Source organism: Rathayibacter tanaceti (assembly GCF_001634385.1).
GTDB classification, from domain to species: Bacteria; Actinomycetota; Actinomycetes; order Actinomycetales; family Microbacteriaceae; genus Rathayibacter; species Rathayibacter tanaceti.
Window position 1 is genome coordinate 21,465 of sequence record NZ_LIIN01000014.1, and the last position, 15,418, is coordinate 36,882.

Consider the following 15,418-nt stretch of genomic DNA (forward strand, 5'->3'; position numbering starts at 1 on the left):
AACCACCGTAGACATCAGCTGATTCCAAGTAGCTGTTGAAACTCACTGTAATCGCGGTCCTCCCGCGTCGAATCGACGAGCTTTCCGGCCGTTACAGCGACCCCCAGCGTCCCCTCGGCCAGCGCGGTCGCGTATCCTGGCAGATCGGTGAGCCGACTCAATTGACTGTATCCCGTGGTCGCATCGCGGTGGCACACGATGATGTCCTGGTTGAGGCTGCCTTCAGCGGCATCCAGCAGCGCTGGACTATGCGTCGTAAGAAGCACACTTGTTCCGGCAGCCTCGCTACTTTTTCGGACTAGTTCCAAGACCCGTCGCGCCTGGGAAGGATGTAGACCATTCTCTAGCCCTTCGAGGACAATAAGAACCCCGCCAGTCGAATTCTCGTCACCCTGATCAAGACGCGCCGCTACTTCATTGTCCACATCAAGACCATGTTGAGACGAAAGCAGAGCAGTTGCAATGCCAATGAATCGCAATAACCCATCACTCATCTGCCGTGCGGGCGTCCGCTCAGCCATTCCGCCCACAGATCCGCGGACTTCTTCCAAAGCCAACATCACGTCGCCAAGATCCGACGAGACGAAGGAAATACCTTTTACTCGATCATCGGCAATCCTGCTTACCAACTCGGTAATCTCTTCGAACGCCGCCCGATCAGTTCTGTCGAGATTCCGAAGCGCCGCCGACAGGTTCTCGCCGGTTCTCCTGAGGTCTACATCGCGCCCAGACACGAAGTCTCGCATGAGATGAGGAACTGGGTCGAAGTGGAAAACCCCTCGAAGGGCGACTAATACCGCCTCTGCACCCCTCAAGACGGAATGCTCTGCAATATCACTTCCACTCAACGCCAATGGGATTTGGCTGATAACTAGACGGCTATCGCGAAACTTGTGCGGAGGATTCTTACCCCGCTTGCCATTGTGAAGCTCCGCCTCAATGCCAGTGCCGGCACTGAGTGCGGTCTTCGTTTCAACGAGGGGACCGACCGAGGTTTTTCCGCTACTGACCGCCACGCCGGGTCCAGAGAGACGCTCCGAAACGATGCGCAAGTCGGGCCTTACCTCAATTTCCAGATCGTAATCATAGCGGTCGGAGCCTAATTCGACCGAACAACCTAACTCGAAACGGTCGGTCCCGTGAGGCGCGCAACCGGCGGACCCACCGCGGACCGCCCCGCCCTCGCGCCTGCGTCCGTCAAGGGCATCGACAAGGTCCTCGCCCTCAGCGAGACGAGCAAGTACCTCGAGCCCATCCAGGGCGTTGGATTTCCCGGAGCTGTTTCGGCCGGTTAAGAGGGTTGTACCCCCCAACGGGAGCACGCTCCCCCGGAACGACTTGAACGCGCCCAAGCGGAGTTGAACTATCCGAGAGGTCACCATGTCCTCATGGTAGGGGAGCACCCCGTGCCGAGGACGGATTCAGGGGCGGAACCTGCAGCCGGGGTTCTAGGCGACTGCTGAGCTACAAGGTAGTCGCCGCATCGACCCTGACCATCGGTCTGCACTCATGGCTCCCATTACAGCAAGTCCTGGGGCCGGCGCCCGGAGCGGTCACCCCACGTGCACGCCAGGGCGGCGCTCGCGACGGGGCTCGGCGCGGCGCAGGACCTCGCGGGTGACGGGGGCGACCTCGCCGGTGCCCGTGATGAGGAAGCGGAACATGTTCGAGATCGGGCCACCCTCCGTCCACTCGAAGTAGACGTCGGGGATGACGCCGGTGCGGTCTCGGATCTCGAGCAGCACGGCCGCGATGGTGTTCGGGATGTTCGCGCTGGTCACCGTGAGCACCCGGAAGCCGTGGTGGATACGCCCCTCCACGAGGAGGTCCTCCTCGAAGTCGGAGGTGTCGGTGGTGTGCACCTCGAGGAAGAGCACGGGGCCGCGCATCGGGAGGTTGCTGTCGCGCTGCTCCTCGGCCAGCTTGTCGCGGTACTCGGCCTCGGAGCCGTCGTCGGGCTCGTTCGCGAGGACGCGGATCACCCCGTAGTCGTCGGCGTCTGTCGTGACGAAGTCGAGGGCGGCGGCGTCGAAGGCGACCGACGTGGCCCGCAGCTGGAACGAGCGGTGCACGCGCGAGACGAGCGAGACCGCCAGGATGCCGACGATGAAGATCGCCGCGATCCGCACGCCGTCGGGCCGTTCGACCACATTGACCACCGTCGTGTAGACGAAGACGAGGGCGATCACCGCGAAGCCCACCGCACGCTTGCGCTGCCTCTTGCGCTTGGCCGAGAGGAACACGGCGACGGAGGCGGAGGTGATCAGCACCAGCACGCCGGTCGCGTACGCCCCGCCCTGCGCGTCGACGTCGGCGCGGAACAGGATCGTGATGACGAACGCCACGGCGGTGAAGACGAGCACGAGGGGACGCACTGCAGCGGCCCACTGCGGAGCCATCCCGTAGCGCGGCAGGTAGCGGGGGACGATGTTGAGCAGGCCTGCCAGCGCGGAGGCGCCCGCGAACCAGAGGATGCAGATGGTCGCGATGTCGTAGACCGTGCCGAAGCCCTCGCCCAGGTACTCGTGCGCGAGGTAGGCCAGCGCGCGGCCGTTGGCCTCGCCTCCGGGCTGGAACTGCGCCTGCGGGATGAGCAGTGTCGTGACGAAGCTCGAGGTGATGAGGAAGGCCGACATGGTGATGGCCGCGGTCAGCAGCAGTCGATTCGCGCCGCGGATCCTCCCGGCCGGCGCCTCCTCGGTGTCTCCCGCATCGCCGCGGATCTGCGGCATGACCGCGACGCCCGTCTCGAAGCCCGAGAGGCCGAGCGCGAGCTTGGGGAACACGATCAGCGCGATGCCCACCATGACCAACGGATTGCCGTGCTGCGTCGTCAGCGCCGACCACCAGTCGCCGATGACGACCGGGTTCTCGGCGACGTGCCCGATCGCCACGCTGATCACGACGGCGTTGAGGAGGAGGAATACGGCCACGAGCACGACCGCGATCGAGATCGCCTCGCGGAAGCCGCGGAGGAACACGATGCCGAGCAGGGCGATCAGGCCCAGCGTGAGCGGCACCTCCGCACCGTGGAACCAGGCCGGAGCGAACGGGTTCTCCACCGCGTGCGCCGTCGCGTCGGCCGCCGAGAGGGTGATCGTGATCATGAAGTCGGTGGCCGCGAAGCCCAGCAGCACGAGCACGAAGAGCTTGCCACCCCACCAGGGCAGCAAGCGCTCGAGCATCGCGATCGAGCCCTCGCCGCGGAAGCTCTCGCGGGCGACGCGGCGGTAGACGGGGAGCGCGCCGAACAGTGTCAGGACGACCAGCACGATCGTCGCGAGCGGAGAGACGAGGCCCGCGGCGAGCGCCGCGATCGCCGGCTGGTAGCCCAGGGTCGAGAAGTAGTCGACGCCGGTGAGGCACATGACCCGCCACCACGAGTGGGTCTTGGCGGTCTCGGCGTGCGGCCCCGGATGGGCGCCGGAATCGTCGCGGAGGCCCTCGAGCAGCCAGGCCCTCATGCCGCCCGCGCGTGCGGAGGGGGCGGGGGCGGAGTCGGGGTCGTCGCTGAGGACGGAAGAAGTCACTGGACGTTTCTACCCGTCGTCCGGGGCGCCGAGCGGCCGGATGAGCGGATCCTCACGCTTTCCTCACGGGTATTCGCCTGTGGAGGAGGATTCGCGGCCGATCGGGCGCGAAAGGGACGCCGGTGGCGCCTCCGCGTGCCTGACCGCCGCTCCCAGGGCCGCGCGGAAGGATCGGACGCGACCCCTCACCGACAGGAGCACCACCATGTCATCACCCCGCCGCGCCCTGATCCTCGTCGATGTCCAGCAGGAGTACTTCAGCGGCCCGCTCGAGATCCAGTACCCGCCGCACGTGCAGTCGCTGCCGCAGATCGCCGCCGCCCTCGACTCCGCCGCCGCCGCCGGCCTCCCGATCGCCGTGGTGCAGCACAGCGCGGGAGAGGGAGCACCGATCTTCGACCCGATCGGCCCCGCCTTCGCTCTGCACCCCGAGATCGAGCGGCGCCGCTCCGACTCGTGGAAGACCGTGACGAAGCAGTACGGGACGGTCTTCGCCGGAACCGACCTGCTCGACTGGCTGCGCCAGCACGACATCGACACGATCACCCTCGTCGGCTACATGACCAACAACTGCATCCTCGCCTCCGCCGCCGAGGCCGAGACCCACGGGCTCCGCGCCGAGGTCATCTCGGACGCGACGGGCGCTATCGCGATCTCGAACGACGCCGGCTCGGTCGACGCCCGCTCCCTGCACACCGCACTGATGGCACTGCTGAACTCGAACTTCGCCGCCGTCGCCCCCACCACGGTCTGGATCTCGGCGCTGAAGGGCGAGTACACCCTCCCGATGAGCACCCTGCCCGAGTCCGCCGCCGCCGGCGCCGCCCGCTGAGCGTTCGGTCCCGTGCAGAACGTAGCGAACGCGCTGCGACCGTCCCGCCCACCCTGCCCCTCCCGCTGGAGCTCAGTCGTTCAGGTGGGCGATGGCGAAGTCGGCCTCCTCGGCCGTGAACTGCTCGCCGTACTCGCTCGTGAGCTGGTCGCGGATGGCCTCCGGTGACATCGCCATCTGAGTCTGGTAGTCCTTCGCCTTCGCCAGAGCGTTGGCGTTCCAGTCAGCAGCGACCGTGTCGACCGCGTACTGGGCGGCCTCCGGAGAGAACTTCTCGCCGTACTCCGACGTGAGCTGGCCGTACAGACCGGCCTTGCTCATGTGCAGCATCTCGGAATAGCTGCGGGCCTTGAGCAGCGCCGAGGCGAACTCGGGCGAGACCTGCGCAGCGGCGGCAGGCTCGGGCTCAGGCGCGGCCGACTCAACGGGCGCGGGCTCGACCGTCGCGGCGGGCGCAGGTTCGGCCGTCCCAATAGGCGCCGGCTCGGCCGTCTCGACGATCTCCGCCTCCTCGGTGGCGGGAGCGACCGGCGCTGTCGTCGGCTCGGAGGACTCGACGACTGCGGACACGGGACGCTGCTCCGAAGCGGAGTTGATCGCCGCACCGAATCCGATGGTCGTCGCGAGGGAGACGAGGAGGGCGACCCCGCCGAGGGCGATGCCGGCGATCGACAGCCCCTTCGACTGGCGCCGATGGAGGGCGAGAACGCCGAGGACGATCGCCGCAATCCCCACGAGCGCTCCGAAGACCGGCACGAGACCGACCAGGAACGCGATGATGCCGACGACGAGCGCAGCGATGGCGAGGCCGGGTGTGGCGGAGGGACGGGGACCCTGGGGAAGCGTCGCGCCGCCGTAGGCGACCTGGCCGGCGGGTGGCTTGTCGGAGGAGGAAGGGGAGGAGTGCGGGGTGTTCTCCGGCGGGAGACGTGTACTCATCGCGCGAGTATCGCAGAGGGCACAGGCTCATCTCGGTGTTCGAGACATGCTGTCTCAATGAGCTCCGAGGAGTCCGGGCGGAGCCCTCCCTAGCGCCGCTGCGACCGCACCACCCCTGCAAACATCAGCGGAGTGAGGCGAGCACCGCCTCGAGCGCGTCGACGGCGACGTCGATCTCGTCCGCCGTGACGACCAGGGGCGGCGCCAGGCGGATCGTCGAGCCGTGCGTGTCCTTCGCCAGCACACCGCGCGCCATCAGCGCCTCGCAGACCGCGCGCCCCGAGGCGAGTTCGGGGTCGATGTCGATGCCCGCCCAGAGTCCGGCGCCGCGGACGGCGACGACTCCGCGGCCCACGAGCACCTGGAGGCGGGCGTGCAGCTGGGCCCCGCGCTCACGGGCGAGGGCCTGGTAGTCGCCGGTGGCGAGCATCTCGACGACCGCGAGGCCGACGGCGGCGGCCAGCGGGTTGCCTCCGAAGGTCGACCCGTGCTGGCCGGGCTGCAGCACGCCGAGCACGTCGGCGTTCGCGACGACAGCCGACACCGGGACGATGCCGCCGCCGAGTGCCTTGCCGAGCAGGTAGACGTCGGGGACGACTCCGACCAGATCGCACGCGAAGGTCGCTCCGGTGCGGCCGAGGCCGGACTGGATCTCGTCGGCGATGAAGAGGACGGTGCGGCGCGCGGTGATCTCGCGCACGGCCGGGAGGTAGTCGGCCGGCGGCACGACGATGCCCGCCTCGCCCTGGATCGGCTCGATCAGCACGGCCACCGTGTCGTCGTCGATCGCGTCCTCGAGAGCGCAGGCGTCGCCGAACGGCACCGTGCGGAAGCCGGGGGTGAACGGACCGAAGCCTTCGCGCGCCTCCGCGTCATCGCTGAACGAGATGATCGTCGTGGTGCGGCCGTGGAAATTGCCCGCCGCGACGATGATGTTCGCGCGCCCGGGCGCGACGCCCTTGACCCGGTACCCCCACGCGCGAGCGACCTTGATACCCGACTCCACCGCCTCCGCGCCGGTGTTCATCGGCAGGACCATGTCCTTGCCAGCGAGCGCGGCGAGCGCCGTGACGAACGGGCCGAGGCGGTCGTTGTGGAACGCTCGGCTGGTGAGGGTGACGCGGCCGAGCTGCGCCTGCGCCGCCTCCAGCAGCGCCGGGTGCGAGTGGCCGAAGTTCACGGCGGAGTACGCGGCGAGGCAGTCGAGGTAGCGGCGGCCCTCGACGTCGGTGATCCAGGCGCCCTCGCCGCTGGCCGCGACGACGGGCAGCGGGTGGTAGTTGTGGGCGGCGTGCTCCTCCTCGGCGGCGATGAGGGCATCGGACGCGGTGGTCTCGCGGGTGGTCTCGGTGATGCTCATGTCGTTCCTCCTGGGGTGACGGTCGACTGTCCAGGACAGTGGAGGGTGGGTCAGCCCTGCGCAGCGGCAGTGCTTCGCACGGGCAGCGCCGCGCAGTGGGTCAGCGGCGCAGCTCGAGCGTGCAGCACTTCACGCCGCCGCCGCCGAGCAGCAGCTCGGACAGATCGACGCCGATCGGGTTGTAGCCGCGCTCGCGCAGCTGCCGCTCGAAACCCGTCGCTCGGGAGGCGATGACGACGTTGCGTCCGTCCGAGAAGGAGTTGAGGCCCAGCACGGACGCGTCCTCCTCCGAGACGAGGATGGCGTCCGGGTAGAGCTCGCGGAGGATGCGGTTGCCCTCCTCGCTGAACGCGCTGGGGAGGTAGGCGATGTCGGAGTCGCCGAGCACGGCGATGGCAGTGTCGAGGTGGTAGAACGACGGGTTCACCAGCTCGAGCGTGACGACCTCGCGACCGAAGACCCGGGCGACCTCGGCGTGCGAGTCGGACGCGGAGCGGAAGCCGGTGCCGGCGAGGATCCGCTCGCCGACGAGGAGGAAGTCGCCCTCGCCCTCGTTGACCTCCTCGGGCACACGGACGTCGAATCCGGCCGACCGGAACCAGTCCATGTAGGCCGGGCCCTCGGGCCGGCGCTGCGGGTAGGTGAAGGAGGCGCCGTAGGCGATCCCGTCGATCACCGTGCCGCCGTTAGCCGCGTAGACCATGTCCGGCAGCCCCGCCTGCGGCTCGATCAGCTCGATCTCGAAGCCGAGGCCGGCGTAGGTGTCGTAGAGGTCCTGCCACTGGCGGACGGCGAGAGAGGTGTCGGTGGGGACCTGCGGGTCCATCCAGGGGTTGATGCGGTAGACGACAGTGAAGTGCTCGGGACGGCACATCAGGATCGACTTCGCGACGGGGGTGCGGATCGGTGCCTCGGCGAGCACGGCGGTATCGGTCATTCGAGTCCTCCTGCGAAAGGATGCGGATGAGCGGACCGGGTCCAGTGGCTCCGTGCCCCGCGCAGAGACGGCGGGGTGGAGCACGCTCCCGCCCAGTCTCGCACGCGGGCTTCGTGCGATTCTCGCTGCGAGGCGCAGGATCCCTGCGCGAGAGCCGCTGGTTCCGCAGAAAGCGTCGTGCGCCCCGCCGGAGCAGTCCCGCGTGCGGGGCGCGAACCGTGTGAGGATGCAGAGCCACGACGTCGACCGGGAGAACCATGAGCGCCATCACCGACCGCCCCCTGCTCATCGGGATCGAGACCGGCGGGACCAAGGTCGTCGCCGCCGTGGCGGCCCGCGACGAGCCCGAGCGGATCCTCGCGACGACGACCCTGCCGACGCGGGGACCCGCGGAGACCCTCGCCGACCTGGCCGGCTTCGTCGCCGGCCACGGCGCCGAGGGCACCGTCGCGGCCGTCGGAGTCGCCTCCTTCGGGCCGCTGGACATCGACCCCGCCTCCCCCGGCTACGGCCGTCTGACGTCGACGCCGAAGCTCGGCTGGGAGGGCACCGACGTGCTCGGACCGCTCGGAGACGCGGCTCCCGGGGCGCGGATGTCCCTGGTGACCGACGTCAACGGCGCCGCGCTCGGCGAGGCCCGCTGGGGTGCCGGCGTAGGCGAGAGTGACTTCGTCTACCTCACGGTGGGCACCGGAGTCGGCGGGGGCGTCATCGCCGGCGGACGCCTCCTCGCCGGCAGCGGCTGGCCCGAGGTCGCGCACCTGCTGCCCCGCAGGCACCCGGAGGACCGTTTCGCGGGCACCTGCCCGTTCCACGGCGACTGCCTCGAGGGCCTCGTCGCAGGCCCGGCGATCTCGGCCCGCTGGGGAGTCGACGGCTCCAGCCTCGGACCCGAGGACGCGGCCACGAACCTCCGCTTCAGCTCCTTCTACCTCGGGCAGCTGGTGACCACGCTGGCCTACGTGGCCGGCGTGCGGCTCGCGGTGCTCGGCGGTGGAGTGTCGAAGACGCCGGGCCTGCTCCCCGCGGTCGAGGCCGAGGTGGAGCGCCTGATGGGCGCTCCCGGGGCGACGGGCACGGGAGGCGGCCGGATCCGCATCGTGCGCCCGGCCCTGGGCGACGAGTCGGGCGTGCGCGGGGCGCTCTCGCTGGCGGAGTCGCTGCTCGGGTGAGCGTCCGCGCCCTGAGCGCGCACTTCGCCGGCTCGGCTCCCCCGCAGCCGGATCCGGTCCCACCCAGCCCGTCACGCGCCCGCGGCAACGGAGATCCTGGGCCCGTCACGGAGAGCCATCACTGCCGGCCCCGCTGGGCGACCTCGTCGCCGACGACGGAGACGAGTGGGGCCGCCGTGACGACGAGCAGGCAGACCGCGAGCGGGGCACCGCCTGCCGCGAGAGCCCCGGCGAGGAGGAGAACGACGGCAGTCACCGCGAAGAGCCAGCCATGGAGGACATCGAACGTCCCTCGGAGGTAGCTGTAGGTGAGCATCACCGCTGTGCAGAGCACCGCCACAGGCACCGCGGTAGCGACGACCGTGCCTAGAGTGCCGAAGGGAGCACGGCCCTCGACGGCGTAGGCGGCGACGTGCAGTCCCGCTCCGGTCGCGACGATCGCGGCGTAGAGGATCAAGTGCAGGTAGATGAGAGGCTGGGCCTTGCGTCGGTCGCTCCGGAGCGCATCGGCGGCGGGGATCAGGAAGTACATCCACCACAGGCCGAAGGTGAGGCCGATGCCCGCGACCACGATCGTGACCGCTTCCGGACTCCATCCGGCGCCCTGCACGATGGCCGAGACGGAGGCGACGGTTCCGAAGACACCCTCACCCAGCGCGACGATCGCAAGCAGGCCGAAGCGTTCTGCCACATGACCGGCGTGCCATGGGACGGGGCCGTTCTGCTTCTCCACGATGCGGGTCCCGCTGATCTCGCCGGCGAAGAGCAAGGCGGCGACGGTGAAGAACACCCCGACGGTGGGCTCGACGAGCACCAGGACGAACCACCCGGCGAGCACACCCGAGACGAGTGCGGCGTGCAGGAGCGCGGATCGCCGCGCGGCCGGGTCGTGCACGGCGAGCCGGAGCCACTGCACGACCGTCGCGAGCCGCATGACCACGTAGCCGGCGACCATGCCGCGGGCGTCGACGGCTCCGCCCTGGTCGAGGGAGGCGAACATGGCAGGGAGGCCGAGCGCGAGCACGACGACGCCGATCATCTGCACCATCGTCGCGGCACGGTAGAGCCAGTCGTCCATGCCGAAGGCCGACGTGAACCAGGTGAAGCTGACCCAGACGGAGGCGATGGCGAAGATCGCGTAGACGAAGCCGACGATCCCGGTCTCGACCCGACTGTCGATCAGGTGATGGGACAGCTGATCGGCAGCCTGGCCGAAGGCGACCACGAAGGCGAGGTCGAACAGCAGCTCCAGCGGCGTGACAGTCCGGTGCGGCGCCTCCGGGTCGCGGCGGCGCACGATCCCGGTACGACGAGCGGAGCCGGCCGGCGTCCGACGGGCGCCTGCGACGGATGAGGGTCCTCGCATCTCGGAGGCAGGGCCCTCGCGCGGCGGCGTCACGTCTCGTCGAACGAGAGGCGGGAGGAGAACCGCCGGACGCTCGGGGGGCCGGCCGCGATGTCGGGGAGTCGGGTGGCGCCCTCAGGCGTGCGCCTCCAGGCGACGTACTCGTCGTACGCAGCTCCGGACGCCCACCTCGTGAGGAGCGTGAGCGTCCCGGGTCGGCTCTCGTCGGAGAGGACCTCGGTGAGCTCATTGCCGGGGAAACCTGCGGTCGCCGGGAGGTCGTGGAGAAAGGCTGCGTCGACGTCCGCCGTGTCGGCACGCAGGGGAATGTCCATCAGGACGGTGACGGTCATGGTCGTACCTCTCAGGGTCGGAAGGGGTCAGGGAGCAGTTGGCGCAAGGTAGGCGCCGAGGTTCTCCTCGACCTCCTCGAGGCCGCGCTCGGCGATCAGCGCGCCGAAGGCGGCGATCCGAGCGTGAAAACCGGGCCAAGTCACGGTTCGGGTGAACTCCTCCCAGGACGCCACGAGATCCGCCTCAGGAGGCAGGCTCGCGCGGTCGATCTGGGCCTTCGCGCCGAGGATCGCCTCCTTGTCGAAGGACGCGATCCGCTGCGCCGTGCGCATCACGAGACCGCTCAGCTCGGCGTCGTCGACGGCCCGCGTGACCCAGCCGTAGTGCTCGGCGCGATCGGCGTCGTAGTCCTGTCCGCTCATGATCGCCTCAAGGGCACGATCACGGCCGATCAAGCGGCTGAGGCGGTCGGTGCCCCCGCCGCCGGGCACGAGCCCCGTGCCGACCTCGAGCTGGCCGAAGGCAGCGTGCTGACGGCTGGCGTAGCGGAGATCGAAGGCGAGAGCGAGCTCGTCGCCGCCGCCACGGGTCCGCCCGCGGATCTCGGCGATGGTGAGGAACGGAGCCGAGGCGATGCGCCTCGCGAGATCCACCCAGCCGGGGGTGCCGTCCTCGGCGACGAAGCCCAGGAGCGCATCCAGCTGCGTGAGGTCTGCGTGGTTATAGAAGTAGCCCGGAGTCGAACTGTCGAACACGACGACAGAAACGTCAGGATCGGCGGAGAGCCGATCGATCACGGCCGAGAGCTCGACGGCGTCATCGGCGCCCACGAGGTTGACCGGCGGGTTCGAGAACGTGACGCGTCGGATGCGGGACGAGACGGAGTGGACGGTGAAGTGGGTCAAGGGGTTCTCCAGAGGTGGGCAGCGGGTCAAGCGGGGAGGTTGTTGGCTCGTCGGAGCTGACGATCGAAGACTCCGGCCGGCGCGAGTCGTCGCATCACGGCGACTCCAGCTGTGCGTCCGACCGGGTAGCGGAGCCTGGGTCGACGATCGGTCGCCGCAGCAACCACCTGGCGCGCGACGGCGGCCGGGGCGTCGCCCTCGCTGACCGCGCCTGCCATGTACTGCGCGAATCCCGCACGCCGCGCCTCGTAAGCGGGAATCGGCCGGTCGACCGGCAGGGCGTTCGCCTCGAAGGCGGTGCTTGTCCAGGCCGGCTCGACCAGCAGAACCCGGACGCCGTACTCGCGCAGCTCGTGATCGAGCGACTCGGAGTACCCCTCGATGGCGAACTTCGTCGAGGAGTAGATCGCCATGTAGGGCTGCGGCATCAGGCCGACGATCGAGGACAGGTTGACGATCCGCCCGCTCTGCTGTGCGCGCATGACGGGAAGGACAGCGTTCGTGACCCGGATCACGCCGAACACGTTGATGTCGAACACCTGCTGGGCCTGGGCCGTTGAGCTCTCCTCGCTGCGCCGGCTGACCCGATCCCCGCGTTGTTCACCAGCAGATCGATCCTGCCGTGCTGCCGGGTCACCGCGGCGACGGCACGACGGACAGAGTCGTCGTCCGTCACGTCCAGGTCGATGAACGACGCACCGGACAGGGTCCTGGCTCGGCTCGCATCGCGACTCGTTCCGATGACGGTGAACCCGGCGTGGACGAGAGCCTCGGCCACCGATCTCCCGATGCCCGACGACGCTCCCGTGACCAGTGCGATCCTTCGTTCCTTCGACATGACTGTCTCCTTCAGCGTCGGGCCGACTCGTCGCGAGCCAGCCAGAATTCGGTAACTGTTACATGACAGTAGCGTTTTTTCCTTTAAACGCAACTTTGAATTTTCATCGAGGTGCTCAAATCGAGCAGTGGTGGTACGTTTGTCACCGCGCATCTCGGAGGGCGGTCATGGCGAAGACACTGCGAGCGGACGCGGAACGCAGCGTCCGGGCGATCCTCGAGGCAGCCGAACGGGTGCTGGCCGAGAACGAGAGCGCCACGGTGGAGCAGATCGCCGATGCCGCCGGCGTCACCCGGACGACGGTGCATCGCCGGTTCGCCAGCCGCCAGGCGATCATCGACGCCCTCGCGATCTCGGCCAAGCAGGACCTGGCGGATGCGATCGCGGCGGCGAGACCCGACGCCGCACCCGTCTACGTCGCGCTCCACCGCGTGACGGTCGCGGTCCTCGAGGTGAAGAGCCGGTGGCGGTACACGCTGGGCAATCCCCTGGCGGACACCAGTGCGGCGAAGGAGATCTGGGCGGGGATCAACGCCGGAACCCTCGCGCTGCTCACGCGAGCCGGGCAGGCCGGTCTCCTCGCTCCCGAAGCCGATCTGGAGTGGGCACGCCGGGTCTACTACGCGCTGCTGAAAGAGGCGATCGCCACGACCGATCGCTCGAGTACCACCGACCACGTCGCCCTCGCGACTCTGGTGCTGAACACTCTCCTCGAGGGGATCGGGCAGGGAAACCGCGCCGTCGATTCCTGAGCGGGCGGGCGGGTGCTCGAAGTCTCCTCCCCAGGCCGATGATCGTCCGGCCGTCCACCGATTCGCCCGTCTCCCGCCCGCGAAGCCCGCCCGGTGACCAGGCTCGTGCCATGCAGCAGTCGAATCAGATCCCTGGAGCGTCGAGCTCCTCGAGCGCCAACAGCGCCTCCCTGGCCCGGTCGAGCCGGACCGACTCGGGCTCGTCCCACCACACGGGTCCGCGCTCGCCGAGCCCGCGCTTGGCCAGCCCCACGCGCCTGCGGGCGAGAGCTTCCGCGTCGGCGTCGGAGTGCAGCCGCGCGGCACGGACACCGGAGCGGCCTCGACCGAGCTGCGAGGTCAGCGCAGCCACCAGCTCGGGCGGCAGCGAAGGGTCGGTGCGCCGCCAGCGCCGGCCCCCGACGACGAGCCAGCGCTCGTCCTCCGTCGCATCCGCCACCGCGTCATCACCGCCGGACGTTCGCGCGGTCGCCCGCGCTCGTGAGGTCGACGTCCTCGGGGAGGCGCAGAGCCTCGATCCGCCCCGTCGTCGCGAGGCGCAGCAGGAAATCGGCGAGTGCGCGCACATCGAGCGAGAAGAGCAGGCTCTCGCTCTGCGGCAGCTCGAACAGTCCCGCGTCGGCGATCTCCTGGTGCTGCCGACCCGTGGGCCGGGCATCGCTCCAGCACGACCTGTCCATCGGCCCAGGCTAGCGGTGCACCGCGGCTCCGCTGAGGGCGGCGCGGGCCCGCTGCGGCCCGGGCTCGCGAGTCAGGCTCCCGGCGAGCGCCACCAGCCTCTCGCGCGGCTCTCCAGCGAGCGTGAGCATCCGCTGCGCCGCACCGGCGAGCTCCTCGCCGGTCATGGCGTTCGGGTCGAGCACGGCGGCGAGCCCGGCGTCCTCGAGGGCTGCGGCACCGGCGAACTGGTCGGTCGAGAACGGCAGCACGACGAGTGGCACGCCGGCGGTCATCGCCTCCGTGACGCTGTTGTTGCCGCCGTGGCTGATGGCGAGGTCGGCGCGGCGGAGCAGCGTCACCTGCGGCAGGAACCCGCGCACGAGCCAGCCCGCCGGGACGTCGCCGAGTGCCGAGTGCTCCGTCGCTCCCGAGGCGAGGGCGACCCGCACGGGCCGGCCGTCGAGCTCGACGTCCGCGAGCGCCGCGACGACCCGGGCGAGCACGTCGTCGCGCACCGAGAGGAAGCTGCCGAAGCTCACGTAGACGAGCGGTCCGTCCGAGGACGCGAGCCACTCCTCCACCTCGGCATCGAGCGGCTCCTCGCGCACCGCGGAGCCGAGGAACGCGTGCGGAGGCAGCTGCGCCGTCCGAGCGGGGTCGTGCAGCTCCCCGGGATAGTTGAGCAGCAGCACGTCGCCGCTCTCGGCGAAGGCGTCAGCGCTGTGCGCGGCGGCAGGGTCGAGCGCGGCGAGGGCGCTGTTCCACTCGGCGGTGAAGGAGTCGCGCACGTCCTCGCAGAGGGCCCGCAGCGCGTCGAGATCGTCGGGCTCGGGCGCGAAGCGTCGGGCCAGACGGGCGGGAACCCGTAGACCTCGCCAGGGGTGGTGAGGGCGCTCGGATGGCCGAGCACGACGTCCCCGTAGGGCACACGGAGTGCCCGCAGCGCGACGCGCGCCGTGAAGGCGAGGTGGTCGACCACGATCGCGTCCGGCTGCACCTCGTCGAGGATCTCCCGCAGCCGCACCGAGACTCCGGCCGGGTCCCAGAGCAGGTCCGTCATCCGTTCGCGCGCCTGGTAGGTCAGGGTCGGCACCATGCCGCGGCGAGTGGCATCGAAAAAGCCGCGGAGCGAGGCGCCCTCGTCGGGTGCCTGCTCCTCGGCGCGGATCGTGCCGGGGTTCGAGCCGCGGCCGAGGCGGAGTGCGATGTGCTCGAAGCCGAAGCCGTCCACGATCGAGCGTGTGGCCTCCCCCGTCGCGACGACGACGCGCTCTCCTGCCTGCTGCCAAGCGGTGCCGAGTGTCGCCAGAGGGAGCAGGTGCGAGGCGTAGTCCGGACTGACGATCAACAGGGTCATGAGGCCCCCAGGACCAGGCCCGAGCGGAGGGGGCGCTCCTGGTCCGCCGTCGCATGCGCGTAGACGCCCGCGAGGGCTCGTGCCATCGCCTGCACGGTGTACCGCTCGGCCACCATCGCGCGCCCCTGCGCGGCGGCACGCTCACGGAGGGGTCCGCCCGCGAGGTCGAGCGCATCGGCAGAAGCGGCGGCGAGCGCGGTGCGATCCGCGGTGTCCACGAGGAATCCGGTTTCGCCCTGCTCGACGTAGGTCGCCGGGCCACCGGTCGCCGGAGCGACGACGACGAGTCCGGCCGAGAGCGCCTCCAGAAGCGCGATGCCGAATTCCTCCTTGACGCTCGCGCAGACGTACGCTCCGCCCGCGGCGGCGAGCCCGGGCCGGCCGTGCCGGACCGCACCGAGCCAACGAGCCACCGTTCCGTTGGGGCGGTGGCCGGCCAGGAGGAGCCCGTCGCCCGCGACGGCGGCGACCCGGTCGAGCTGCTCGCGCTCGTCGGG

At 69.9% G+C, this 15,418-nt stretch carries 15 protein-coding genes and 1 pseudogene; 3 read left to right on the forward strand and 13 right to left on the reverse strand.

Annotated elements, in window-relative coordinates:
* Positions 1 to 14 precede the first annotated feature (14 nt).
* Positions 15 to 1,382, reverse strand: coding sequence for an AAA family ATPase (locus tag ACH61_RS03335; RefSeq protein ID WP_068208617.1), 1,368 nt, complete (start codon positions 1,380 to 1,382; stop codon positions 15 to 17).
* Between the two features lie 171 nt (positions 1,383 to 1,553).
* A complete protein-coding gene (locus ACH61_RS03340; protein ID WP_132505479.1) occupies positions 1,554 to 3,464 on the reverse strand; it encodes an APC family permease in 1,911 nt (636 codons plus the stop codon).
* Positions 3,465 to 3,735: 271 nt separating this feature from the next.
* Here ACH61_RS03340 and ACH61_RS03345 point away from each other — a divergent pair, with 271 nt between their 5' ends.
* Entirely contained in the window at positions 3,736 to 4,362 is a 627-nt protein-coding gene (locus ACH61_RS03345) for an isochorismatase family protein (protein ID WP_068208595.1), read from the forward strand.
* Between the two features lie 72 nt (positions 4,363 to 4,434).
* Here the strand turns inward: ACH61_RS03345 and ACH61_RS16050 are convergent, their stop codons facing one another.
* The 3 genes from ACH61_RS16050 to ddaH all read right to left on the reverse strand — a co-directional run bounded on the left by ACH61_RS16050 (position 4,435) and on the right by ddaH (position 7,598).
* The gene (locus ACH61_RS16050) at positions 4,435 to 5,301 is read right to left on the reverse strand and encodes an Ltp family lipoprotein (protein ID WP_082844974.1); all 867 of its coding nucleotides are present in this window, start codon (positions 5,299 to 5,301) and stop codon (positions 4,435 to 4,437) included.
* Positions 5,302 to 5,425: 124 nt separating this feature from the next.
* Positions 5,426 to 6,661, reverse strand: a complete 1,236-nt coding sequence (gene rocD, locus ACH61_RS03355) for an ornithine--oxo-acid transaminase (RefSeq protein WP_068208598.1) — start codon at positions 6,659 to 6,661, stop codon at positions 5,426 to 5,428.
* Positions 6,662 to 6,761: 100 nt separating this feature from the next.
* Entirely contained in the window at positions 6,762 to 7,598 is an 837-nt protein-coding gene (gene ddaH, locus ACH61_RS03360) for a dimethylargininase (RefSeq protein ID WP_068208599.1), read from the reverse strand.
* 257 nt (positions 7,599 to 7,855) lie between these two features.
* On the opposite strand from ddaH, the gene ACH61_RS03365 reads away from it, so the two are divergent.
* The gene (locus ACH61_RS03365) at positions 7,856 to 8,770 is read left to right on the forward strand and encodes an ROK family protein (protein ID WP_082844975.1); all 915 of its coding nucleotides are present in this window, start codon (positions 7,856 to 7,858) and stop codon (positions 8,768 to 8,770) included.
* 118 nt (positions 8,771 to 8,888) lie between these two features.
* On the opposite strand, the gene ACH61_RS03370 is transcribed toward ACH61_RS03365, so the two are convergent.
* The 4 genes and pseudogenes from ACH61_RS03370 to ACH61_RS03385 all read right to left on the reverse strand — a co-directional run bounded on the left by ACH61_RS03370 (position 8,889) and on the right by ACH61_RS03385 (position 12,305).
* Entirely contained in the window at positions 8,889 to 10,067 is a 1,179-nt protein-coding gene (locus tag ACH61_RS03370; protein ID WP_068208628.1) for a low temperature requirement protein A, read from the reverse strand.
* A gap of 98 nt (positions 10,068 to 10,165) precedes the next feature.
* Complete coding sequence (locus ACH61_RS03375; RefSeq protein WP_068208602.1) at positions 10,166 to 10,468, reverse strand: putative quinol monooxygenase; 303 nt, start codon at positions 10,466 to 10,468, stop codon at positions 10,166 to 10,168.
* Between the two features lie 27 nt (positions 10,469 to 10,495).
* Positions 10,496 to 11,314: an enoyl-CoA hydratase/isomerase family protein gene (locus ACH61_RS03380; protein WP_068208606.1), complete on the reverse strand. Its 819-nt coding sequence runs from the start codon at positions 11,312 to 11,314 to the stop codon at positions 10,496 to 10,498.
* A 26-nt stretch (positions 11,315 to 11,340) separates the two neighbouring features.
* Positions 11,341 to 12,305, reverse strand: a pseudogene (locus ACH61_RS03385) (oxidoreductase).
* Between the two features lie 14 nt (positions 12,306 to 12,319).
* Between ACH61_RS03385 and ACH61_RS03390 the strand changes: the two are divergent.
* The gene (locus ACH61_RS03390) at positions 12,320 to 12,904 is read left to right on the forward strand and encodes a TetR/AcrR family transcriptional regulator (protein WP_068208607.1); all 585 of its coding nucleotides are present in this window, start codon (positions 12,320 to 12,322) and stop codon (positions 12,902 to 12,904) included.
* Positions 12,905 to 13,028: 124 nt separating this feature from the next.
* Here the strand turns inward: ACH61_RS03390 and ACH61_RS03395 are convergent, their stop codons facing one another.
* From ACH61_RS03395 to ACH61_RS03410, 4 genes are all read right to left on the reverse strand, one after another.
* Positions 13,029 to 13,343: a biopolymer transporter Tol gene (locus ACH61_RS03395; RefSeq protein ID WP_068208611.1), complete on the reverse strand. Its 315-nt coding sequence runs from the start codon at positions 13,341 to 13,343 to the stop codon at positions 13,029 to 13,031.
* A 7-nt stretch (positions 13,344 to 13,350) separates the two neighbouring features.
* Entirely contained in the window at positions 13,351 to 13,584 is a 234-nt protein-coding gene (locus ACH61_RS03400; protein ID WP_068208614.1) for a hypothetical protein, read from the reverse strand.
* A gap of 9 nt (positions 13,585 to 13,593) precedes the next feature.
* Positions 13,594 to 14,352, reverse strand: a complete 759-nt coding sequence (locus tag ACH61_RS18120) for a glycosyltransferase (RefSeq protein ID WP_236713521.1) — start codon at positions 14,350 to 14,352, stop codon at positions 13,594 to 13,596.
* A 565-nt stretch (positions 14,353 to 14,917) separates the two neighbouring features.
* Positions 14,918 to 15,418, reverse strand: a 501-nt coding sequence (locus ACH61_RS03410; RefSeq protein WP_153038788.1) for a glycosyltransferase, incomplete at its 5' end; no start/stop codon positions are given.